Consider the following 21,710-nt stretch of genomic DNA (forward strand, 5'->3'; position numbering starts at 1 on the left):
CGCACTCCGTCGTGCCGGGCGCCGCGCAATGCGCGCCACCCGGCCTCCTGCCCTGCCTCATCCGCTGCCTGCGCTCAGCCGCTCGCGTTCCCCGCCGGCCGGCCGCGCTGCTCCGATGCGAGCACGTCGGCCGTGACGTCCGCGAGCGTGCGCGCGGCAAGCGATGCTTCCATCGCGCGCTGCGCGTCGCCGATATAGTCGATCAGCACGCCCTGGATGTGCCGCCCGACGAGACACGCGGGATTCGGCGCCTCGCGGTGCAGCGCGAACAGCTGCGCATCGTCGACCGCGCGATACACGTCGAGCAGCGTGATCTCGCCCGGCTCGCGCGCCAGCAGCGCCCCGCCGCCCGCGCCGAGCTGCGACGTGGTCAGCCCCGCGGCCGCCAGCATCGACAACAGACGGCGAATCAGCGCCGGATTCGTGTTCACGCTGCCCGCGATGATGTCGGACGACAGCGGCGCGCCTTCCTGCATCGACAGCAAGGCGAGCACGTGAACGGCAAACGCGAACCGGCTGCTGGTATTCATTCCTCACTCACTCGGCGACGCCGGCCCGAACCGCAGCCGGCGACAATATGTAACCACTATAATTACATTTCTCGGATTGCGCAAGGGCCGCTACTCGCCGCTGGCCGGCTTCGCACCCGACGCGTTCTGCTGGCTCCACTGCTGGAGCTTCTTGCCGGCCTCCGCGATCTTCGCGCCGGCTTCCGATGCCGCGTGCGCGACGACCGCGGAAGCGGCCGCATCGATCTGCGCCTGCGCGGCGGACGCGAGGCCGCTCGCCGACAGCGGCGGCACCGCCGATGCCGCGCTCGCGATGCCGGCCTTCGCGGCATTGATCTGCTGGTTGACGGTGCTCGCCACCTGGTCGAGCGCCTTGGCCGCGTTGTTCGCGGCATCGGCGGCTGCGCTCGCGGCCGTATCGGGTTGCGTGGCCGGCGTGCCGGACTTCTCGCAGCCTGCGAGCAACAACACCGCGCCAACGGCCGCGGCCGCCAGCACGGACCCGGGCATGCGACGCGCCCGCGAAGTCTTCATCTTCATCAGCAATCTCCGGCCGTGCGCCGCACGGCCTGCAGGGTTGGACCGGTGTCGATGATACCGCCTCCGCAACGGGGCCAACGCCGACTCCCGATTAAGAATGCCTTTCAATTTCGGAATTGTCTGATTCAATCGCACGCGCGCCGACACTGAATTGGGCAGGCTCCAATCCGCTCTACGCGCTTTCCGCTTCCTTCACGGCTTTCCTCATCGACTGGTTCATCACGCTGGCCGCCGTGCTCGCCGCCACCCTGTTCCTGTGTCTTCGCGCCCCCTCCGCGACACGCCTGCGTGATGCCGGGCACAGGCGCCGCGTCGCGTGCGCCCGGCTGCTCGCGCAGGCGGTGATCGGCTTCTGGACGGCCGCACTGATCGTCCAGCAAGGCATCCTCGGCCCCGACGGCGACGACCCGTCGCGCGCGGGCCTCGCCGCGCTGTCGTTCGCGGCGCTCGGGCTCTCGAGCGTCGCCGTCTACTGGTGCGCCAGCGCGTGGCGGCTGCGGCGCCCGCGCGCGCTGTTCGCGCGCCGCTGACGCGCCAGACCGGTGCATCGCGGCGCACCACGCCGCACCGCGGCGCGCATCGCGCGCACCAGTTGCGCACGCACCGCACCACACACGTGCATTCGTTACGGCGTTCGCGCCGCATGTGGCCTGCCCCGCCATCGTGCAGGCATCACCGGAATGCCGCACCAAACGGCCCCCTGCACCAATTGCACGCAGCCGTTCACCAAGTTGGCCCGATACTTGCATTCCTCGCCCGTTTTTTGCGCAAGGAAGCCACGGCATGGATGGTCTGAAATCCGGCGTCGATACACTGTTCCTGTTGATCGGCGCCGTCATGGTGCTCGCGATGCACGCGGGCTTCGCATTTCTCGAGCTCGGCACGGTCCGCAAGAAGAACCAGGTCAACGCGCTCGTGAAGATCCTGGTCGACTTCTCGGTGTCGACGCTCGCGTACTTCCTCATCGGCTATACGATCGCGTACGGCGTCGAGTTCTTCGACGACATCGGCACGCTGTCGCAGCACAACGGCTACGCGCTCGTCCGCTTCTTCTTCCTGCTGACGTTCGCGGCGGCGATCCCCGCGATCGTGTCCGGCGGCATCGCGGAGCGCGCGAAATTCAATCCGCAGCTCGTCGCGACGCTGATCATCGTCGGCTTCATCTATCCGTTCTTCGAAGGGATCGCATGGAACGAGCGCTTCGGCGTGCAAGCCTGGCTCACGCACGCATTCGGCGCGCCGTTCCACGATTTCGCGGGCTCGGTCGTCGTGCACGCGTTCGGCGGCTGGGTCGCGCTGCCGGCCGTGCTGCTGCTCGGCGCCCGCCACGGCCGCTATGCGAAGGACGGCCGGATCGCCGCGCATCCGCCGTCGAACATCCCGTTCCTCGCGCTCGGCGCGTGGGTGCTCGCGGTCGGCTGGTTCGGCTTCAACGTGATGAGCGCGCAGACGCTCGACAAGATCAGCGGCCTCGTCGCCGTGAACTCGCTGATGGCGATGGTCGGCGGCACGCTCGCCGCGTGGATGGCCGGCCGCAACGATCCGGGCTTCACGTATAACGGCCCGCTCGCGGGCCTCGTCGCCGTCTGCGCGGGCTCCGACGTGATGCACCCGATCGGCGCGCTTGTCACGGGTGCCGCGGCCGGCGCACTGTTCGTCGCGATGTTCACCTGCGTGCAGAACAAGTGGCGCATCGACGACGTGCTCGGCGTGTGGCCGCTGCACGGCATGTGCGGCGCGCTCGGCGGCCTCGCGGCCGGCGTGTTCGGGCAACCCGCGTTCGGCGGCCTCGGCGGCGTGTCGTTCGTGTCGCAGCTGATCGGCACGCTCGGCGGCATCGCGATCGCCAGCGCGGGCGGCACGCTCGTGTACGGCGCGCTGAAGGCGACCGTCGGGCTGCGCCTCGATCGCGAAGCCGAATTCGACGGTGCCGACCTGTCGATCCACCGCATCTCGGCGACGCCCGAGCGCGACTGAGCGCAAACGCTTGCGACCGGCGTCCGGCAGCCCGCCTGACGGACGCCCGACACATCATTACGTTTTCTATTCAAAAAACTTTCATCTAGCGTCCCTACACTTCGGTCCAGTTTTCAACTTGCCTTCGCCTTGCTTGCTGATCGCCTGCTTCGCGGAAGGCCATTCTTCCAATATCTGAAACTGGACTCCACATGCCCGCGTTGCCCAATGCTTCCCGTCGTCAGGCCCTGAAGATCCTCGCCGGCGCGCCCATGCTGCCCCTCTCCGGCCTCGCGCTGCCGGCCCTGCTGACCGGCTGCGGCGGCGACGACAATCCGGTGGCGGCGACGCCGGCCGCCGCGTACACGTCGGCGGCGTTCTCGGCGATGGCCGCGCCCACGCTCGACAACGCGGCCGCGATGGCCACGACGACGGTCGGCTCGACGCTGTCGGTGTCGTTCTCGGACGGCTCGTCGCGCAACTTCAAGCTCGCGTACCGGCCGTTCTTCGTGACCGGCGACATGGTGCCGGACGGCAAGGGCGGCACGACCCTCGCGGGCGGCTATTACGACATCAACAACCAGCCGATCATCGACCGCTCGGTGGCAGGCAAGGAGCGCCAGTTCTACTCGGACTGCCCGGACGGCAGCTCGCTGCTGACGCTGAAGAACGCCAGCGTCGCCGGCGTGAAGGGCAACACGGTCTTCGCGGTCGTGCAGTTCGAATACACGACGCGCGACCAGGCAAGCGCGTCACAGTACGGCCAGCTGCCGTCGCCGATCGCGGTGATCACGCTCGACCAGGATCCGTCCAGCGGCGCGCTGAAGGTCGTCAAGTATCACAACGTCGACACGTCGAAGGCGCACGGCCTGTGGATCACATGCGGCGCGAGCCTGTCGCCGTGGGGCACGCACCTGTCGAGCGAGGAATACGAGCCGGATGCGACGAAGGCCGCGACCGACGCGCAGTTCAAGGCATTCAGCCGGAACACGTTCGGCGACGAGACGAAGGCGAACCCCTACCACTACGGCCACCTGCCCGAGATCACGGTGAATCCGGACGGCACCGGCACGGTGAAGAAGCACTACTGCCTCGGCCGCATCTCGCACGAGCTGATCCAGGTGATGCCGGACCAGCGCACCGTGATGATGGGTGACGACGCCACCAACGGCGGCCTGTTCATGTTCGTCGCCGACAAGGCGGCCGACCTGTCGGCCGGCACGCTGTACGTCGCGAAGTGGACGCAGACGTCGTCCGCCGGCGCGGGCAGCGCGACGCTCACGTGGATCAAAATCGGCCACGCGACGAGCAGCGAGATCGAGACGCTCGCGAACACGCTGAAGGCGTCGGACATCATGGACCTGACGACGACCGACCCGAACGACGCGAGCTACACGAAGATCCACTTCGGCGGCAAGTTCAACTGGATGCGCGTGAAGCCCGGGATGGAAAAGGCGGCCGCGTTCCTCGAGACGCACCGCTACGCGGCGCTGATCGGCGGCAGCATGGCGTTCACGAAGCTCGAAGGCACGACGGTCAACGCGAAGGACAAGATCGTCTACACGGCGATGTCGCGGATCGAGACGTCGATGGTCAGCGGCAATGCGGTGTCGCGCGACGTCGCGGTGGACAAGAAGATCGCCGCGGGCGCCGTCTATGCGCTGAACCTGAAGGCCGGCCAGCGCGACAAGTCGGGCAGCGCGATCGACAGCGAGTGGGTGCCGGTCGACATGAGCGCGCCGGCCGCGCTCGTCGGCGAGGACCTCGCCGCGGCCGATGCGCTCGGCAACCTCGCGAACCCGGACAAGATCGCGAACCCCGACAACCTGAAGTTCTCCGAAAAGCTGCGCACGCTGTTCATCGGCGAAGACTCGGGCATGCACGTGAACAACTTCCTGTGGGCGTACAACGTCGACACGAAATCGCTCGCGCGCGTGCTGTCGTGCCCGGCCGGCGCCGAATCGACGGGCCTGCACGCGGTCGACGAGATCAACGGCTGGACCTACGTGATGAGCAACTTCCAGCACGTGGGCGACTGGGAGACGCCGCTGCACGACAAGGTCAAGGCGACGCTCGACCCGCTCGTGCGCGCGAACTACAAGGACCGCTTCGGCGCGAGCGTCGGCTACCTGACAGCCGAGCCGACCAGCATCAAGCTCGCGAAGGCCTGAGCCTCTGGCCGGGCGTCCCTGGCCGGGCGCACCTAACCGGGCGTCCCTGGTCGGGCGTCCCTGGTCGGACGTCCCTAACCGGACGTCCCTAACCGGGCGTCCCTAGCCGGGCGCCCCTAGCCGGGCGCCCCTTTCTTCATCACGTTTCATTCGTCGGCGCTCCACGCCGTTTTACGCGCGATGCCCGTTGCGGGCGTCGCGCTTTTTTGCGTGCGGCCTCTATCGCGTGGTACCGAATCCGCGTCAACGCAAGCCCGTCGGCACCTGTCCGGGCAGCGAGCCGCCCGGAAAACCGGACAGGCTCGGCGCACTGGCCGGCCGCGCCGGCGCCGCCGGCGACGCTTCGTCAGCCGATGCGGCCATACCCGGTGCGAGGTAAAGAAACTTCCATTGCCGATAGGTTTCGAGGCCCTCGAAGTCCCTGTATCGATCCGGAAATCCCGCGCGCTTGATCGGCGCGCCATCCGAGCTGCTGGATACGCCGTAGAACCGGTCGGCCCGCCACAGGAACGACCAGTCGTTCTTGCCGCTGACCGGATCCGGATATGCGCGGCGCAGATGGTGCATGGGCGTGGCAAAGCGCGTATCGTCCAGCAGGTCGTCGACCGTTTGCGGATATACGCGCCCGACACGGTAGTACGCGACGATGGCCCTGCGGTACTGATCGCCGACGAACAGCAGTTGCCGCTCCTGTTCGCGGCGCCGCTGCAGCGACCAGACATCCAGCGCGCCGGCCAGCGCGATCGACATCAGCATCAGCGCGATCAGCAGCGCGAGCAGCACGAGCCCGCGCTGCCGCCCGCCGCGCAGGCGGGCATGCATCGCACGCGCGCGCGCGGCCCGGCCGGACCGGCTCATTTCACCGCCCCGGCCACGCCCGCCGTTCCCGCCGTTGCCGCCGTTCCCGCCACGCCCGGCGGCGCGCCTTGCACACCGCTCGCGGGCCCCACATCGTAGACGCCCGGCTTGGTGTCGTCCGGCGATGCGATCGTCGCCCATTTGTCGTCGCCGTTCACCGGATCGACCGGAACCGCGCGCAAGTAGTGCTTCGCGACCAGTTCGTCGAGCGTGTCGGGGTATTGCCCGTTGTCACCGTAATACTGGTCGATCGCATTGCGCATCACCGCGAGGTTCTGCCGCCGCACCTGTTCCTTCCCGCGCTCGATGCTGTGCATGTAGCGCGGCACGGCCAAGGTCAGAAGCAGCCCGATGATGGCCATCACGACCACGATTTCGATCAGCGTAAAGCCGCGGATCCTGCGCATGCGAGCGGGTTTCATGATGAACCGTCACCATTGTTTGTACGGAATGCCGTTGATGCCGACACGAGCGGATTTCGAGGTCACGTCGAACACGTCCTTGCCGGGCTCCATGCCGGCAGGAGCCGCGTCGGCCGACGGGTCCGGCGGCGTGCCGTACGCGCGCACATCCCAGGTGTCCTCGGCCGGCGTATCGGGATCGCCGGCGAAGAACGGATCGCGCGGCACGCGGCGCAGGAACGTCATCATGCCGCCCTTCGGGTCGCGGACGTTCTTCACGCCCGTCACGAGCACGGCCAGCGACGGCGGATAGCCGGACGCTTCCGCCTCCTTTTCGATCTGCCCCGCATCGCTCGCATCCTTGTACGCATCGAGCGCCGTGCGAATCTCGCGCAACGCGGCACTCAGTTCCTGCTCCTTCTGACGCTGCACGATCAGTTCGGAGAACGGCATGATCGCGAGCGCGAGAATCGACACGAGCGCGAGCGTGATGACCATCTCGATCAACGTGAAGCCGCGCCGGCCGACGCGGCCAATGCGAGGCGCTGCGCGGCGGGCGTTCACGGCTCACTTCCCGATCGGGCGAAGCGGGTTTTCGTTCGGGATATCGCCCGCCGGCATCTGCAGCGTCGGAGCGGGCGCCGCCGGCGCGGCGGCCGGCGCATTGGCCGCCGCGGCCGCCTGCTCGGCCGGTGCCGGCGACGCAACCGGCGTCACGGTGGTGCCCGGCGCGGGCGCCGCTTCATTGCCCGCCGGCGCGGCCGCCTGCGCCGCGCCGCCAGCCGGCTGCTCCGCCGCGGCAGCCCCGGGGGCCGGCGCGGGCAATCCCGGCTGAGACCTCGAAAACCGCCCGCCGTACGGGTCGGGCGGCGGCGTCGTGCGCGGTGCGGCCGGCAGCTGCCCGAACGCGCCGCTCTGCGGCGATGGCTGCGCACGGTTCGCCGCGGCCTCCAGCGGCGACGGCACCGCGCCGCCCGACGTCCCGCCGCCCACGCTGCCCGGAACGACCTTCGCCTCCGGCGCCGCGGGTGCCTTCGCCTCTGGCGCCGCCGGCGCCTTCGCGTCCGTCGCCGCGGGCGCCTCCGCATTCAGCGCCACCGGGTCGAGTCGCAGCTGGTCGGCATGCACGTTGACGTCGGTGCCCGACCACACTTCCTGCGTGTCCGCATCCGCCGCAACCTGCGGACGGACGATATGCGGCGTGATCTGCAGCACGATCTCGGTCTTCTTGTGATCGCCGCCGTGATCCGAGAACAGGCGGCCGAGCACCGGCAACTGGCCGAGACCCGGCACCTTGTTCGCGTTGCGGCGGTCCTCGTCCGAAATCAGGCCGCCCATGATCTGCGTTTCGCCGTCCCGAAGCCGCAGGCTGGTGGACGCACTGCGCGTGCCGATCTGATACGCGAGCGAGCTCAGCCCCTGCGAGTTGCCGCTCGAGATCGTGTTGGTGATGTTGCTGACTTCGAGATTCAGCTTGATGCCGACGTCGCCGTCGCGATAAACCTGCGGCTCGACCTCGAGCTTGATGCCCACGTCGAGGTACTGGATCATCTGCGTAAACGACGGGCCGCTGGTGCTCGGCGTGCTCGAGCTCGAAATCACCGGCACCTTGTCGCCGATCATGATGCGCGCCTTCTCCTTGTTGCGCGCGCGGATGCGCGGGCTCGCGAGCAGGTTCGCGTCGGTGTCGGTCAGCTTGAAGTCCGCGGTGGCCGACAGGCCGCTCACGTTCAGCGCATTGATCGGCAGATGATGCAGCACGCCCCAGGTATCGGCCGAGCTCGGCGTCGACACCGTAAACGAGTTCGGCCAGTTGATGCCGAGTTGCGATATCCGGTCGTGCGATACCTCCAGCACCTCGACCTCGAGCATCACCTCCGGCTCCGGCAAGTCCTGGGCGGTGATCATTTCCTCGGCGACCTTGATCGTGTCCGGCGTGCCGCGGATCGTCACCGAGTTCGCGCGCTCGTCGATCACGGCCTCCTTCACCTTCAGCAGGCTCTTCAGCAGCGACTGGATCTGCTTCGCATCGACGTTCGACAGCTGGAACGTGCGCACCTTGAGCTCCTGGTATTCGAGCTCCTTGGCCGGCGTCGCCGGGTAGATGAACAGCGTGTTCGCATTCATCTGCTTCTTGTCGAGCTGGTTCTGCAACAGGATCATGTCGACCGTGTCCTGCAGCGACGCGTTCTGCACGAAGATCGTCGTCTTCAGGTCGGCGCGCACGTCGCGATCGAAAATGACGTTCAGCCCGGACGTCCGCGACAAGGCCTCGAACACCATCCGCACGTTCGCGTCGCGGAACTGCAGCGACACCGGCGTGCGCATGATCGACGACGCCGCGAGCTTGTCGTCGCGGTCCGCGTGTTGCTGGCGGCGCTTTTCGTCGAGTTCCGCCTGCATCCGCGTCGCCATCGCGTTGGCCGGATCCTCGACCAGCACACGATGCACGCGTTCGGCGGCCTGCGCGTACGAACCGCGCTTCATCATGCGGTCCGCTTCCTGCAGGATCGCGAGATGCTTGCGGTCCTGGTCGATCATCGCGCCGATCCGGCGCGCGCGCTCGCTGGTCGGATCGAGCTGCTTCGCCATGTAGACGGAGCGCGCCGCATCGTCGAATTCGTTCTGCTGACGAAACGCGTCCGCGTTGTCGAGCAGCTGGGCGACCGCGTCGTTGCGCTCGTGCAAGGCGTCGATCTTCACCTGCGCGTTGGTCGGATCGTCCTGGAGGTTCGGCACATGCGCGCAGCCGCCGCACGCGAGCAGCGCCACGGCGATCGCCAGCGCGCGTTGCGTCGCGCAGCGGGGCGCCGGTGCGGGTCGCGCACCGGCCGGGGTGACGGAGCAAAGGCGTGTCGACGGGCCGCCGTCCCCGTTGCGGCGCACATCCCGTGTCAGTACGGTTTCCATTTACTTTCCTTCCACTGAAATGGGCACCATCTGGATCTGGTTCAGCGGCAGATAGGTGAGCACCACGTTCGACTCGGACACCGACTCGACGCGATACTGGCTGTCGATCACATCGCCCGGCGAAACGATCAGCAACTGGTCTCCGTTGCCGAGAAACACTTGCGGCTTCGCCGACTTGGCATCCTGCTGGCCGAGATAGATGAACGGCACCGGCGGCGCGGTCGGCGGCGCCGGACGCGCTTCGGGCGGCGGCGGCTCGACGGGCGGCGGCGGCAGCCATGACGACGCCGTGAAGGGATCGTGCGCAGCTTCGACGGACACGGGCGCACGCAATGCGGCGAGCTGTTCCCGCGCGGTCGCCGCCGCGTCATGCGGCGCGGGTACGTCATGCGCCGCGGGCAACGACGCGGGCGCAGGCGCCGCGGCATGCGAGGCCACCGCGACATGTGCGCGTGCCGGCGCCGGCGCCACGCGCGCACCGTCGCGATGGACGATGCCGCTTGCAGCGGCCGGAGCCGGCTGCTGCATCGCCGCCACCAGCACGCGATATCCGGTACCGGCGACGACGAGGCAGCCCAGCACGAGCACGAGCCGATTGCGCGACGCGGGTTTCATGACGGCGGAGATCATGGCTGGGCGCTCCGATAGACGAGTTCGAAACGAACCCGCGCGTCGAGAATGCTGCTGCCCACCGCCGGACGTTCGACGTGGATTTCCTGCAGCGCCGCGTTCGGCACGTGGTTCAGCACCGACGCGAGAAAATGCCGGATCGCGCCGTACTGATCCTTCACGGGCAGCATCACCTGGTAGCGCGTGAAGCGCGCCCCCGACTCGGTCGTCATCTGGTACTCGGCGGAGCCGAGCGCCAGATGGCTGTCGCGCGCCTGCTCGAAGATCGACGCGATGTCGTCCGCGCTTTGCGAAAAGCGCGGAAAGAGCGCCGGCAACGTGTCGAGCGTCGTCACGTCCGCCGCCGTGCCGCGCACGTCGGCCGGACGATGGCCGCGTGCGGCGCGCACGACGCCCGCCGGCACCTGCATCGCGCGCGTGTCGGCCTCCACGCCGGCGAGCGCCGCATACGTGATGCCCGCGGCACCGAGCATCAGGATCCCGGCGAGCCCCGGCAGGCCGAATGCACGGCGCCACGCGAACCGAAGCGTGAGCAGGCGGTCCGCGAAACGATCGGCTTTCATGATTTCCTCCAGACGGCCGTGATCTGGAAACGCACCGGCTTTCCCGCGACGTTCTCCTCGACGAGGTGGCCGTTGAGCGTCGCCTCGCGCAGCACGTCGCTCGTCTGCAAATACTTCAGGTACGCGATCATCGCGTCCGGGTCCTTCGCTTCGGCCGTGATGCGAATCTGGCCCTGTGCCGGGTTCTGGTCGATGCCGATCAGTGCGACGTCATGGCCCGGATAGTCTTCGACGATCGAGAAGAGCGTCTGCCACGGCACGGTCAGTTCGCGCAGCACGGCCTGGCTCTGCTTTTCCGCGAGCCGCGCGGCCGCGGTCGGCGGCGGCTTCACGACGTGTTGTTGCGCGAACGTGCGATGCTGGACGAGCGCCAGCGCGTCCCGGATGCGATCGTTCTCCGCATACGCGTGCCAGAGCCGGACGGCGCACGCGCCCCACAGCAGCGCGGCGACGCCGAGCAGGATCGCGCCGCTCACGCCGATGCGGGCGCGGCGCCGGCAAAAATCGATGTCGAGCGTGCGGCTCATGATGCGTACTCCAGCAACCGGCGCGCAGGCGAACCGTCGAGCGCCGCGCGGCCCGGCAGCACGGCCGCGGCAAAACGCGCCTCGAACGGCGCGGCATCCGTGTCGACGCCGGACAGATAGACCTTGCAGTCGTCGCGCGTCAGGCCCGTGCGCGTCGCCGAGCGCTCGAACAGCTGCTCGGCGAGTTCGGCAAGCCTCGACGCATCGCCGGACTCGCCCGGAAAGAGGCGCTGCGCGTCGTACGCGGTCCACTCGCCGCGCTCGATCATGACCGCCTGCAGCAACGCCTCGCCGACGACGAGCAGCATCGCGTCGCCGTCCGGCTTCACCGCGACCCGATCGAGCGTCTCCGGAAGCCCCGCGCGCAGGCAGCGGATGCGGACGTCGCCGGCGGCGCCCGTCCCGAGAATGCCGTCGTACAGCGTGCGCGGCAGCGCGCTGGCAAAGAGCACACGGCCGCCGCGCCGCACGTCGAAGCGCGTGACCAGCGACTCGGCGGCGACCCCGTAGGTGTCGGAGAAATGCGCGAGCGCGATGTCCTCGAGCTCGCGCGCGTGCAGCGCGCGGAAGTCGCCGCGCAGGATCGCATGGCAACACCAGAAATCGTCGAGCACGATGTGCGCGCCGCGCGCGGGCGGCCGCTTCGCGTTGCCGTCGCTGCCGGCTGTCGTGGCTGTCGCCGCCAGCGCGGCAGCCAGCGCGTCGAGCACCCCCGTCTCGCTCCCGAACCGTTCGTCGGGGATGACGACACTGAGCGGATCGGCGGCGAACCCGCGCCGGCCCGGCCGCCACAGTGCGCGCGGGCGGATGCCGACGACGATCTCGCGCGTGCCGACGCCGATCGCGAGCAGATCATTCGACCATGGTGACACGATTGATCTCCTCGAGCGTCGTTTCGCCGCGCCTCACCAGGTCGATCGCCGATGCGCGCAACGTCGTCATGCCGTAGCGCAGCGCCGCCGCCTTGATGTGCCCGAGCGGCGCGCGCTCCGACAGCAGTTGCCGCAGTTCGTCGTTCATGCGCAGCGCTTCCGCGATCGCGCGCCGGCCGCGATAGCCGCTGCCGCGGCACATCGCGCACCCGGTACCGCGGCGAAACAGGTAGCTGCCGGCCGTGTCGGGGTCGATGCCCGAGCGGGCGAGCGCATCCGCGTCGACCGTGTCCTCGTCCAGGCAGTCCGGACAGCACTGGCGCAGCAGCCGCTGCGCGATCACGCCGTTCAGCGCCGATACGAAGCTGTACGGATCGACCTCCATGTTCGTGAACCGGCCGATCACGTCGAACACGTTGTTCGCATGCACGGTGGTGAACACCTGGTGGCCGGTCAGCGCGGCCTGCACGGCGATCTGCGCGGTTTCGGGATCGCGGATTTCGCCGACCATGATCTTGTCCGGATCGTGCCGCAGGATCGACCGCAAGCCGCGCGCGAACGTCAGGCCCTTCGCCTCGTTGACCGGTATCTGCAGGATCTCGCCGAGCTGGTATTCGACCGGATCCTCGATCGTCACGATCTTCTCGAGCCCGTTGTTGATTTCGGTGAGGATTGCATAAAGCGTCGTGGTCTTGCCGCTGCCGGTCGGGCCCGTGACGAGCAGCATGCCGTACGGCATCGACGCGACCGACCGCATGAAGCGCGTGTCGGCGGGCTGGAATCCGAGCGCCTCGAGCGTCAGGCCGCCCGACGCCTGGGACAGCTGGTAGCGGTCGAGAATCCGCAACACCGCGTCCTCGCCGAACTGGTTCGGCATGATCGATACGCGAAAATCGATCTCGCGTCCGGCGTACATCGCCTTGAAGCGCCCGTCCTGCGGAATGCGGCGCTCAGCGATATCGAGCTCGGAGATCACCTTCACGCGCGACAGCACCTGGTCCGCGACGTCGCGGCCCTCGACGCGCCCCACCACCGTCAGCACGCCATCGACCCGGCACTTGATCATCAGGCCGTTCGCCCGGCATTCGAGGTGGATGTCGCTCGCCAGCATCTTGAGCGCGTCGTAGATCGTCGAATTGAGCAGGCGCACCACCGGGCTGTCGTCGCTGCTGATGCCCTGCAGCGTCAACGCGAGCGACGCCGGATCGGGCGCACTCTGGATCGGATCGTCGAACGCGAGCGAATCCATCGCGCGGATGTCCTTCTCGCGCACGGCGAGATAGGCGCCCAGGTCGCCCGCGCTCGCGAGCGCCCATCCGTACGGCAGCGCCGGGTGCGCACGCATCCGGTGCTCGATCCAGCCGCGCGTGCGGGCATCGAGCGGATCGGCGATCGCGAACAGCAGCGCGCCGCCGTCGGGATCGCGCAGGCACACGCAAAGGCGCGCCGTTGCCTCGACGAACGGCACCAGCTCGAAATCCGGCTGCAGGCGATTCAGTTCGCGCATGCCGATCGGCTTCATCCGGAATTGCGACGCGAGCCGCTCGCGCATCTCGTCCGCACCCAGCGCCGTCTGCGCCGTCAATGCCTCGAGCGCGCGCAGGCCCGAACCGTGCCGTTCGCCGAGCGTGCGCAGCAGGTCGCGCAGTTCGGCGTCCGCGTCGGGCGGGTTGTCGGGGGAGGATGTGAGGGTGTCCACGCGCGTCTCCGGGGTGGCTACTGAATGCTCGACGCGATCTCGAAGATCGGCATGTACATCAACACGACGATGCCGCCGATCACCACGCCGATCACGATCATCATCGCGGGTTCGATCAGGCGCGAAATCAGGTCGATCGTGCGCGACACCTGCGCTTCCTGAAACGCGGCGATCCGGTCGAGGACGGGCCCGAGCCCGCCGGTCTTCTCGGCCACCGTCAGCAGGCGGTAGCCGATCGCATTCGCGAGACCGGCCTGCTGGAACGCGTCGGACATCTTCGCGCCGTTACGGACCTGCTGCAGCGCGCGCGCCAGCGCGGCCTGGTCCGCGCGGCCGACGAGTCCGCGTGCGAGATCGAACGCGCGAATGGCGGGAATGCCGCCGTCGACCAGCATCGCCGTCGTGCGATAGAACTGCGACTGGCGAAACACGCGGAAGTGTTGCCCGATGCCGGGCAGCGCCAGCAGCCGATCCGCGAGCCAGATGCGCAGCGCCGGCCGCCGCAGCGCGATACCGGCGGCCACCGCCAGCACCGCGAGGCCGCTGGCCAGCTCGGTGCCGTGCGCGTGCACCATGCCGCCCCACGCCATCAGCAGCCGCGACATCAGCGGCAGCTCGCGGCCGCTGTGTTCGAGCAGCGTCGCGAAGCGCGGCACCACGAAGCCGAGCAGGAACAGCACGACGGCCGCACCGACGAACAGCAGCACCGTCGGGTAGATCGCCGCCGACACGACCCGCGCGCGCAACTCGCGCAGCGTCGCGCTGTTGTGCGAATAGCGCGTCAGGCTGTCGGCCAGGCCGCCGGTCTGCTCGCTCGCCTTCACGCACGCCACCAGCACCGGCGGAAAGATCGGGCTCGCGTGCTCGAGCGCCGCCGACAGCGACTGCCCTTCCTCGAGCTGCCGCAGCAGGTCGCGGCACACCTGTGCGGACGCCTCGCGCCGCGCGTTGCCGCCGAGCGTGCGCAACGCGTCGACGAGGCCGACACCCGCATCGAGCAGCGCCGCCAGCTCGCGCGCGAACATGTCGACGTCGAACCGCGCACGCGGCATGCCGAGCCGGTTCGCGCCGCGCCGCTGCCGCCCGGCGTCCGTGCTGACCGATACGACGCGAAGGCCGCGCGCACGCGCGAGCGAGGCCGCGTTCGCCGGCGAATCGCTGTCGATGCGAAGCGTCTGCACCGAGCCACTCGTATCGAATACATGCAGCACGAATTTCACGTCGAGCCTCCTTGCGAGCTGCTCACGACGCGCGCCGCGACCGCGGCCATGCGCCCCTACCACGACGAGATCGTCACGTTCTCGCCGGTACCGCCGCCGCGCCCGTCCTTGCCGAGCGAGAACAGGTCGTAGTCGCCGTGTTCGCCCGGTGAACGATACTGATAGGGCCGGTCCCACGGATCCACCGGGACGGCCTTCTGCAGATAGGGGCCGCTCCACCGCGATGCGCTTTGCGGCTTGTTCACGAGCGCATCCAGCCCCTCCTCGGTCGTCGGATAGGTACCGACGTCGAGCCGGTATTGATCCAGCGCCTGGCCGAGCGACACGATCTGCGCACGCGCGATCTTGACGTTGGACTTGCCGACCTGTTCGAAATACCGTGGCGCCACGAGCCCTGCCAGCAACCCGATGATGACCATCACGACGAGCAGCTCGAGCAGCGTGAAGCCGCGACTCGCACACGCGCGGCACACGCGTCGCTCGTCACGCTGCCGCCGGCGCGGCCCGCCGGCCGGGATCGAGAACGATTCGTGGCTCACGGCTGCCTCCCTGTATCGACCCGCGGCACCGGCGCCGCCGATGCCGTTGATTGCATTCTTGTTCACGCCGGTACGGGTCAGAAGTAGGGAGTGCCGTCCATCCCCATGGGTAAATCCCCCCCTGTTGGGCCCTGCCCGAATGGAGGGGATTTACACACGGTCGTCGTCGTTCAGCGCGAGCACACCGACGTCGATCGCGAAGTGAACGAGGCCGGTCAGGTTCACGACGCCGAGCTTGCGCATGAGATTGGCGCGGTGCTTGTCCACCGTTTTCGGGCTGACCTTCAGGCACTCGCCGACCTGCCGGCTCGTGTGCCCCTCGACGACGAGACGCAACACCGTCCGCTCGCGATTCGTCAGCGCATTCCACAATCGCGCCCGGTGCGCGTTCGCGTCGTGCAGCCCGTGCAGGCCGGCGCGGGCGCGATAGGCGTCGAGGCTGACCACGCACTTGCCCTGCATCACGAAGCGCATCTCGCGCACCAGGTCGGCGAACGGCGAATCCTTGACCACGTAGCCGTCCGCGCCGGCGGCAAACGCTTCCCTGACGTTGTCTTCGCTGCGATGAACCGTGAGGACGATGATCCGCGCATGCGGCACGTCGCGCTTGATCGTCGCGATCGCCTCGAAGCCGCTGCCGCCCGGCATGGACAGATCCATCAGGATCAGGTCGGGCCGCGTCTTCTCGGCGAGACGGCAGGCCTCGACCCCGCCGCTCGCCGCGCCGACGATGCAGTAGTCGGCCAGCTCGGAAACCAGGTGACTCAGGCCGACCCGCAACAGATGCTGATCTTCGACGATCAGCACACGGTGCTTGTTGTCCAATTTCGACGCTCCTTTCAGAGACGCGATACCTAGTTGGACGCAACGACATCGCGATAGGCCGCGAGCAGCTCGGTCGGCGTCGCGAAGCCGTCGATACGCAGCCACGGCTGGCCCGGCGCGGCCCGCACGAACGTCACCGGCGTGTGGTTCATCTTGTCGCCGCGATACACGTTGAACGCGCGTTGCGCGGCGACGCTCGCATCGACGGTACCGGTGTAGTGCTGCCATTCGGGGCCGGCTTCGAAGCGTGCCGCGTAGGTCCTGAGCCGCTCGGGCGTGTCCGCCTCGGGATCGATCGAGATCGACATGATGTGCACCTTGTCGCGATCGGCGCCGAGTTCACCCTGCAGCTGCTCGAGCGTCTGGCTGATCATCGGGCAGATGGTCGTGCAACTGGTGTAGATGAAGGTCAGGATCACCGGCCGGCCGTCGTCCAGTTCCTTGACCAGCGAGACGGTCCGGCCGTCGTCGCGCACGAGCTGGACCGACGGCTCGGCATACTGGACCATCGTGTGCACGGTGCCCGGCATCACGGCGTGATGCATGTGCATGCCGGCGGCTTCGGTCGCGCCGTCGGTCATCTGCGAGGCGGCCTTGTCCGCCGGTTTTGCGGCGGGTGCGGCCGGTGCGGGTGCGGCGGGGCTATCGTTGGCGGGCGCCGCGGCGGGCTGCGTCATGGGCTCGGTTGCGGGCTCCGTCGCCTGCTCCGCGGCGGGCTGCATCGCGGGTTCGGTTGCGGACTCCATCGCGTGCCCTGCGGCGGGCTGCATCGCGTGCCCTGCGGCGGGCTGCATCGCGGGTTCGGTGGCGGGCTCCATCGCCTGCTCCGCGGCGGGCTGCATCGCGGGCTCCGCGGCGTGCGTCGCCGCGCTGTCGGCGGTGTTTCCGGCGGGATCTTCGCCACCGTTCTGCATGGTCATTCCCGTCATGCTCTCGACGGCATCCGGCGCACCATTCTCCGTGACGCTCGTGCTCGCGGCGGCGTTTTCCGCGGCCGCACCGCCGGCGTTCTCGATCGCGCTGCCATCGGGTGCACACCACGCGGGCGTCGCGGCAAGCGCAACGCCCGCGACCACGAGTGCGCCCATCGTCGATCTTCCGATCCTGTTCATACCAGCCTCCCTGAGACGCGCCCAGGCAGCGGACAATTCCGTGCCCCGCCACTGAAGTGTCATGAATCCGGTCGCGAGCGTCATGGGATGACGCCCCCCAAAGGCCGGTAGGACATGCCCGCTTGGCGGGATTTCCCGTTGCATACGGAAGGTATTCCCCCAAGACGTACGCGCGAAATCCCCATGTTGCGGGCCGAGTCGGTCACGTCCTAGAATGACCGAAACCTTACGGTTTCCTGAAAACTGCGCTTCGGGAGCTACCATGACTGAACGCCAGCCGGAAGGACCACGGATCAGGCTGCTCGATCTGATCGATGCGATGCGCAAGCTGCGCAGCGCGGTGCGTCCCGATGATCGCCGCAGTGCTGTCGTCACCGATGCGCGTGGAGCGGCGCTCGCCATTCTCGCCGACGACGGCACCTTCGTATCGGTCAATCGCAGTGCCGCGGCGCTGTTCGGCTACACGGCCGCCGAACTCGTCGGCCGGCATCTGTCCGACCTGGCGCCCGACGACGCCCACGCCGAGCTGGCGAGCGAGCTATCGACGAGCGTCGCCCTTCAGCATCATTCGTTCACTGCGATGCTCAGCGGGCGAAGCGGCCATCCCGCGCGATTCGTCGTACATCAGCAGGCCCTTCCCGACACGCACCTGTCGCTGACGCTGTTCGAGGAACCGTCGACGCCCGAGCCCGAACGGCGCGGCGCCGCGGCGAACGATGCGGGCGTGCACGCCTGCAACACCTATCTCCTGATGGGCCAGCAGAAGGAACGGCATCGGCTTGCCGCGGAATTGCACGACGGGCTCGGCCAGGCGCTGACGCTCATCAAGCTGATGAACGAGGACGCGCTCATGCGCATTCGCCGCGGCGAGATCGCGGACGCGACGACGCTGCTCGACGACGCCGTGCTGCGCATTCGCGAGACGATCGGCGAAGTCCGCCAGATCTGCGGCGAATTGAGGCCGCCGATACTCGACAAGCTCGGACTGCCGGCCGCGCTCGCTTCGCTGTGCCGGCGCATCGAGCGCGACGCGGACCCGCTGTCGGTGGAGTTCAATTGCGACGTCGACGACGACGACATACCGGATCATCTGAAGGCCGACGCGTTCAGAGTCGCGCAGGAGGCACTCCACAACATCGTCAAGCATGCACAGGCCACCGAGATCGTGCTCAGCCTGCAACACGATGCCGGCAGCCTGTTGCTGACGATCGACGACGACGGCGTCGGCTACGAACGTCGCCCGCTTTCGACGGACGACGCGCGCACGGCCGGGCTCGGCCTGATCGGCATGCAGCACCGCATCGAGGCGCACGGCGGCACGTTTGCGATCCAGTCGTCCGCCGCGACGGGCACGCGCGTCTCGGCAACCTGGCCGCTCTGACGCGCAGCCGCGCTCAGCCCTTCACGCCGCCCGCCGGATAGTCGTCCAGCCGCGCGACGGCGCCTGCCGCCTGCACGCCGTCGGCGACTGCGTGCGTCGACACCTCGTCCACGTTCGGCTCCGCGCATTTCGCCGCGAGTGTCGTCAACAGACCCATGTTCATCGCGACAAGCACCAGCTCCGTCAGATTCGCGAGATGGAGCTTGTGCATCATGCTCGCCCGGTACTTCTCGATCGTCTTCGGACTCAGGTTCAGGTACTGACCGACCTGCCGGTTGGTGCGTCCTTCCGCAATCAGTTTCAGCACGCTGCGTTCGCGTGCGGTCAGGATGTCCCACGCCTTTTTCGGCGCGGGCATTTCGCGACCGCTGACGAACGAGTCGACCATGTAGCCGTACACGTCGGCACTCAGGTGCTTCTTCCCCTGCATGACCATGCGCATCGCGAGCAGCAATTCGTCGAACGAAACGTCCTTGAGCACGTAGCCGTCGACACCCGCGCGCAGCGCCTCGCGCACATACTCTTCGCTCTGGTGCACCGTGAGCGCGACGATCCGGACGGCCGGCGTTCGACGCTTGATCGTCGCGCTCGCATCGATGCCGTTCATCCCGCGCATCGACAGATCCATCAGGATCAGGTCCGGCGCGAGCGTCATTGCCTGATGGCATGCCTCCTTGCCGTCCCGCGCTTCGCCGACGACTTCGTAATCGCCTTGTGCGCAAAGCATCGACCGGAGCCCGTTTCTCAGCAGATCGTGATCTTCTGCAATTATCACGCGATATTTAGTATTCACGACTTCCCCCAAGTGTTCCCGCGCTTGCACCCCCGTTGGACATCGATGCCTCGGTTGCACGGTGCCGGACGCCCTTTCTGATGATTTCCTCGGTCCGGTCTGGTGGCCCGCCTCGCGAGCGATTGGCCACGCTCCTCGTCCGAGCAAGGATCGCGCCACCGCGCCGCGCGCGAGCGCCCGCGCCGGGCATGCATCTGCGGAAACGTCGTGCGACGACGGGAATGTTTCAGGCGTGAATCGTTTCGGGGTGGTGCGTCGCATCAGTAAGACTACGGATGGCGGGACTATCCGATCGCTTTCGCCGCGCGCGAATCGATTTCTTCTGCATCCCCGGTTGCATCGAGCAGAAAACAACTGTTGCGCGTAAGGATCGTCAACTTCGCCGGATTACCGGATCCTACCGGCGATTACTTGTGTAACAGTTTTGCAGCGCCGCGCGGCGCGTCTCTTCCGGCATCGAATTGTAGGAGGATGCCCCATTGCCGATGCGAACACCCGGCCACGAAAATGCAGATGCAGGAGGCCTGAAAGATGCACTGCCAACCTTCGTCCGGATTACGAAAGACCATCATCGTCGCAGCATGCGCGGGAATCGGCTCGGCATGGTCGTGCGCCGCTCACGCGCAGATATTCGGCATGGTGGCGAAGAACGGGGTCATCGTCCTGACCAACGTGCCCACCACGGTCAATCTGAAGGTGATCGTCGCGGCCGCGAGGCCGGCCGCCAGGCCGGCCGCATCCACGACGAAGCGTGTCGCGCCGAAACACGTCGTCGCGTCGTCGTTCGAGGACGTGATCGCCGAGGCGAGCCGGTCGTTCAATGTTCCGCCCGAACTCCTGCGCGCCGTGATCGACGTCGAATCGGGATACAACCCGAAGGCGGTATCGGACAAAGGCGCGCTCGGGCTCATGCAACTGATGCCGGAAACGGCCCGGCGCTTCTCGGGCGGCGACATGTTCGATCCGCGCGCCAACGTGCTGACCGGCGCACGGTATCTGCGCTTCCTGCTCGACCTGTTCAAGGAAAACGTCGAACTCACGCTCGCTGCGTACAACGCCGGAGAGAATGCCGTGATTCGGGCCGGGTATCGCATCCCGGCGATGCCGCAGACGCGCGAGTACGTGCCGCGCGTGCTCGCGCGCTACAAGCGGCTGCTCGCCGCGAATTGAAAAACGCTGAAAAACGCGCAACACGCGCGACCCGCGGCAGCCTGCGCGCGGCAACGCTGCCGGCAGCGTGCGCACGGCGCGCTGCCGGGCGCCATAAAGCGATGGCGTCCGGCAACGTGTAGCGCCGTAGCGGCCGGCATTCGGCCCGCCCCGCCACTCATGGAAATGCCGGGACAGTCGGATCCTCTCCCTGCAGATGCGCATCCCTATGGTGAAGCCTGATCGCGTCTTCGATCTCGCGAACGCGGTCGGTCGGCACGTCGATCATCATCAGCAGCTCGCCATGCTCGATGCCCTCCTCGAAACGCTTCAGGCGCGTGCTCGGCATGTCGATGCCGATCATCGTCGCCACCCATGCGCCGAAGGCCGCGCCGAACAGCGTGATCGCCACGACGATGCCGCCGCCGATCGGCAAACCCGCGGGCTGGACCAGCAGCAGGATCAGCCCCATCAGCATGCCGGTCGCGGAGCCGACCGCGGTGCCGCGCGCGAGCGACGGCAGCAGGTCGCTGCGTTGCACCAGCGTGGCTTCCGGCAAGTCGTCGCGCCAGACATCGTGATTCGCGAGGCAATGGATATGTCGCCACTCGATTCGCAGCGACAGCAGCTCGCCGACGATCGACCGCGCGCATTGCGCCGTCGGCAACAGAAAATAGACGCGTCTCATGGCAGCTCCTCCTGCGTCGCATCCGGAATGCGGCGATGCTCGTTCGGACATTCTGGTCCGGCACGCCGGCGGCGGGTAGGGGTAATGCTCGCCGAAGTGCATGGGTAGAACATGGTAGGCAACGCCGCGCATGCGTCAGAGTTGCCCGTAGCTGTGCAGCCCCGACAGGAACATGTTGACGCCGAGGAACGCGAACGTCGTCACGAGCAGGCCGGTGAGCGCCCACCAGGCGGCAACGGCGCCGCGCAGGCCCTTCATCAGGCGCATGTGCAGCCAGGCCGCGTAGTTGAGCCACACGATCAGCGCCCAGGTTTCCTTCGGGTCCCAACTCCAGTAGCCGCCCCATGCTTCCGCAGCCCACAGCGCG

23 protein-coding genes are annotated in these 21,710 nt (G+C 67.8%); 5 read left to right on the top strand and 18 right to left on the bottom strand.

Translation table 11 applies throughout. The annotated features are described in order from the left end of the window. Positions 1–74: 74 nt before the first annotated feature. Positions 75–530 carry an Rrf2 family transcriptional regulator gene (locus U4Z64_RS32665; RefSeq protein WP_321822141.1) on the bottom strand — a complete coding sequence of 152 codons (456 nt, stop codon included), beginning with the start codon at positions 528–530 and terminating at the stop codon, positions 75–77. Positions 531–620: 90 nt separating this feature from the next. Continuing rightward, positions 621–1,049, bottom strand: coding sequence for a hypothetical protein (locus tag U4Z64_RS32670; protein WP_124487519.1), 429 nt, complete (start codon positions 1,047–1,049; stop codon positions 621–623). Between the two features lie 146 nt (positions 1,050–1,195). Here U4Z64_RS32670 and U4Z64_RS32675 point away from each other — a divergent pair, with 146 nt between their 5' ends. The 3 genes from U4Z64_RS32675 (at position 1,196) to U4Z64_RS32685 (ending at position 5,176) form a co-directional block, all read left to right on the top strand. Then, positions 1,196–1,579: a hypothetical protein gene (locus tag U4Z64_RS32675; protein ID WP_321822152.1), complete on the top strand. Its 384-nt coding sequence runs from the start codon at positions 1,196–1,198 to the stop codon at positions 1,577–1,579. Between the two features lie 253 nt (positions 1,580–1,832). After that, complete coding sequence (locus tag U4Z64_RS32680; protein WP_321811757.1) at positions 1,833–3,026, top strand: ammonium transporter; 1,194 nt, start codon at positions 1,833–1,835, stop codon at positions 3,024–3,026. A 191-nt stretch (positions 3,027–3,217) separates the two neighbouring features. After that, positions 3,218–5,176 (top strand): PhoX family protein, encoded by a 1,959-nt coding sequence (locus tag U4Z64_RS32685; RefSeq protein ID WP_044848030.1) that lies wholly within the window; start codon positions 3,218–3,220, stop codon positions 5,174–5,176. 243 nt (positions 5,177–5,419) lie between these two features. Here the strand turns inward: U4Z64_RS32685 and U4Z64_RS32690 are convergent, their stop codons facing one another. The 13 genes from U4Z64_RS32690 to U4Z64_RS32750 all read right to left on the bottom strand — a co-directional run bounded on the left by U4Z64_RS32690 (position 5,420) and on the right by U4Z64_RS32750 (position 16,897). Then, on the bottom strand, positions 5,420–6,034 hold the full coding sequence (locus tag U4Z64_RS32690; protein WP_082088716.1) for a type II secretion system protein: 615 nt from the start codon (positions 6,032–6,034) through the stop codon (positions 5,420–5,422). Beyond that, positions 6,031–6,456: a type II secretion system protein gene (locus U4Z64_RS32695; protein ID WP_321822142.1), complete on the bottom strand. Its 426-nt coding sequence runs from the start codon at positions 6,454–6,456 to the stop codon at positions 6,031–6,033. The genes U4Z64_RS32690 and U4Z64_RS32695 overlap by 4 nt, the downstream gene beginning before the upstream one ends. Before the next feature lie 9 nt (positions 6,457–6,465). Then, positions 6,466–6,999, bottom strand: coding sequence for a type II secretion system protein (locus tag U4Z64_RS32700; RefSeq protein WP_044848032.1), 534 nt, complete (start codon positions 6,997–6,999; stop codon positions 6,466–6,468). Positions 7,000–7,002: 3 nt separating this feature from the next. Next, the gene (locus tag U4Z64_RS32705) at positions 7,003–9,345 is read right to left on the bottom strand and encodes a type IV pilus secretin PilQ (RefSeq protein ID WP_321822143.1); all 2,343 of its coding nucleotides are present in this window, start codon (positions 9,343–9,345) and stop codon (positions 7,003–7,005) included. Continuing rightward, positions 9,346–9,975: a hypothetical protein gene (locus U4Z64_RS32710; RefSeq protein ID WP_321822144.1), complete on the bottom strand. Its 630-nt coding sequence runs from the start codon at positions 9,973–9,975 to the stop codon at positions 9,346–9,348. Beyond that, positions 9,972–10,538 (bottom strand): hypothetical protein, encoded by a 567-nt coding sequence (locus tag U4Z64_RS32715; protein WP_321822145.1) that lies wholly within the window; start codon positions 10,536–10,538, stop codon positions 9,972–9,974. The genes U4Z64_RS32710 and U4Z64_RS32715 overlap by 4 nt, the downstream gene beginning before the upstream one ends. Further along, a complete protein-coding gene (locus U4Z64_RS32720; protein WP_044849141.1) occupies positions 10,535–11,065 on the bottom strand; it encodes a membrane protein in 531 nt (176 codons plus the stop codon). The genes U4Z64_RS32715 and U4Z64_RS32720 overlap by 4 nt, the downstream gene beginning before the upstream one ends. Next, positions 11,062–11,937: a hypothetical protein gene (locus U4Z64_RS32725; RefSeq protein WP_321822146.1), complete on the bottom strand. Its 876-nt coding sequence runs from the start codon at positions 11,935–11,937 to the stop codon at positions 11,062–11,064. Before U4Z64_RS32725 ends, U4Z64_RS32720 begins: the two co-directional genes overlap by 4 nt. After that, positions 11,918–13,636, bottom strand: coding sequence for a GspE/PulE family protein (locus U4Z64_RS32730; protein ID WP_321822147.1), 1,719 nt, complete (start codon positions 13,634–13,636; stop codon positions 11,918–11,920). Before U4Z64_RS32730 ends, U4Z64_RS32725 begins: the two co-directional genes overlap by 20 nt. A 17-nt stretch (positions 13,637–13,653) precedes the next feature. Next, on the bottom strand, positions 13,654–14,856 hold the full coding sequence (locus U4Z64_RS32735; protein WP_321822148.1) for a type II secretion system F family protein: 1,203 nt from the start codon (positions 14,854–14,856) through the stop codon (positions 13,654–13,656). Positions 14,857–14,912: 56 nt separating this feature from the next. Continuing rightward, positions 14,913–15,329, bottom strand: a complete 417-nt coding sequence (gspG, locus tag U4Z64_RS32740; protein WP_257776050.1) for a type II secretion system major pseudopilin GspG — start codon at positions 15,327–15,329, stop codon at positions 14,913–14,915. A 216-nt stretch (positions 15,330–15,545) separates the two neighbouring features. Then, positions 15,546–16,220 (bottom strand): response regulator, encoded by a 675-nt coding sequence (locus tag U4Z64_RS32745; protein WP_124571829.1) that lies wholly within the window; start codon positions 16,218–16,220, stop codon positions 15,546–15,548. 29 nt (positions 16,221–16,249) lie between these two features. Beyond that, positions 16,250–16,897, bottom strand: coding sequence for an SCO family protein (locus U4Z64_RS32750; RefSeq protein ID WP_374692802.1), 648 nt, complete (start codon positions 16,895–16,897; stop codon positions 16,250–16,252). 697 nt (positions 16,898–17,594) lie between these two features. Here U4Z64_RS32750 and U4Z64_RS32755 point away from each other — a divergent pair. Then, the gene (locus U4Z64_RS32755; RefSeq protein ID WP_321822149.1) at positions 17,595–18,713 is read left to right on the top strand and encodes an ATP-binding protein; all 1,119 of its coding nucleotides are present in this window, start codon (positions 17,595–17,597) and stop codon (positions 18,711–18,713) included. Positions 18,714–18,726: 13 nt separating this feature from the next. Here U4Z64_RS32755 and U4Z64_RS32760 read toward each other — a convergent pair whose 3' ends face one another. Then, entirely contained in the window at positions 18,727–19,506 is a 780-nt protein-coding gene (locus tag U4Z64_RS32760) for a response regulator transcription factor (RefSeq protein ID WP_321822150.1), read from the bottom strand. A gap of 531 nt (positions 19,507–20,037) precedes the next feature. Here U4Z64_RS32760 and U4Z64_RS32765 point away from each other — a divergent pair. Further along, positions 20,038–20,676 carry a lytic transglycosylase domain-containing protein gene (locus U4Z64_RS32765; protein ID WP_044849148.1) on the top strand — a complete coding sequence of 213 codons (639 nt, stop codon included), beginning with the start codon at positions 20,038–20,040 and terminating at the stop codon, positions 20,674–20,676. A 157-nt stretch (positions 20,677–20,833) separates the two neighbouring features. On the opposite strand, the gene U4Z64_RS32770 is transcribed toward U4Z64_RS32765, so the two are convergent. Together U4Z64_RS32770 and ccsA are read right to left on the bottom strand one after the other, a co-directional pair. Further along, on the bottom strand, positions 20,834–21,343 hold the full coding sequence (locus tag U4Z64_RS32770; protein WP_124523912.1) for a DUF1269 domain-containing protein: 510 nt from the start codon (positions 21,341–21,343) through the stop codon (positions 20,834–20,836). A gap of 135 nt (positions 21,344–21,478) precedes the next feature. Beyond that, positions 21,479–21,710 (bottom strand): cytochrome c biogenesis protein CcsA (ccsA, locus tag U4Z64_RS32775; RefSeq protein ID WP_321822151.1); only part of this gene is annotated, 232 nt, incomplete at its 5' end.

This window comes from Burkholderia sp. BCC1996 (assembly GCF_905339955.1).
Taxonomy (GTDB): domain Bacteria; phylum Pseudomonadota; class Gammaproteobacteria; order Burkholderiales; family Burkholderiaceae; genus Burkholderia.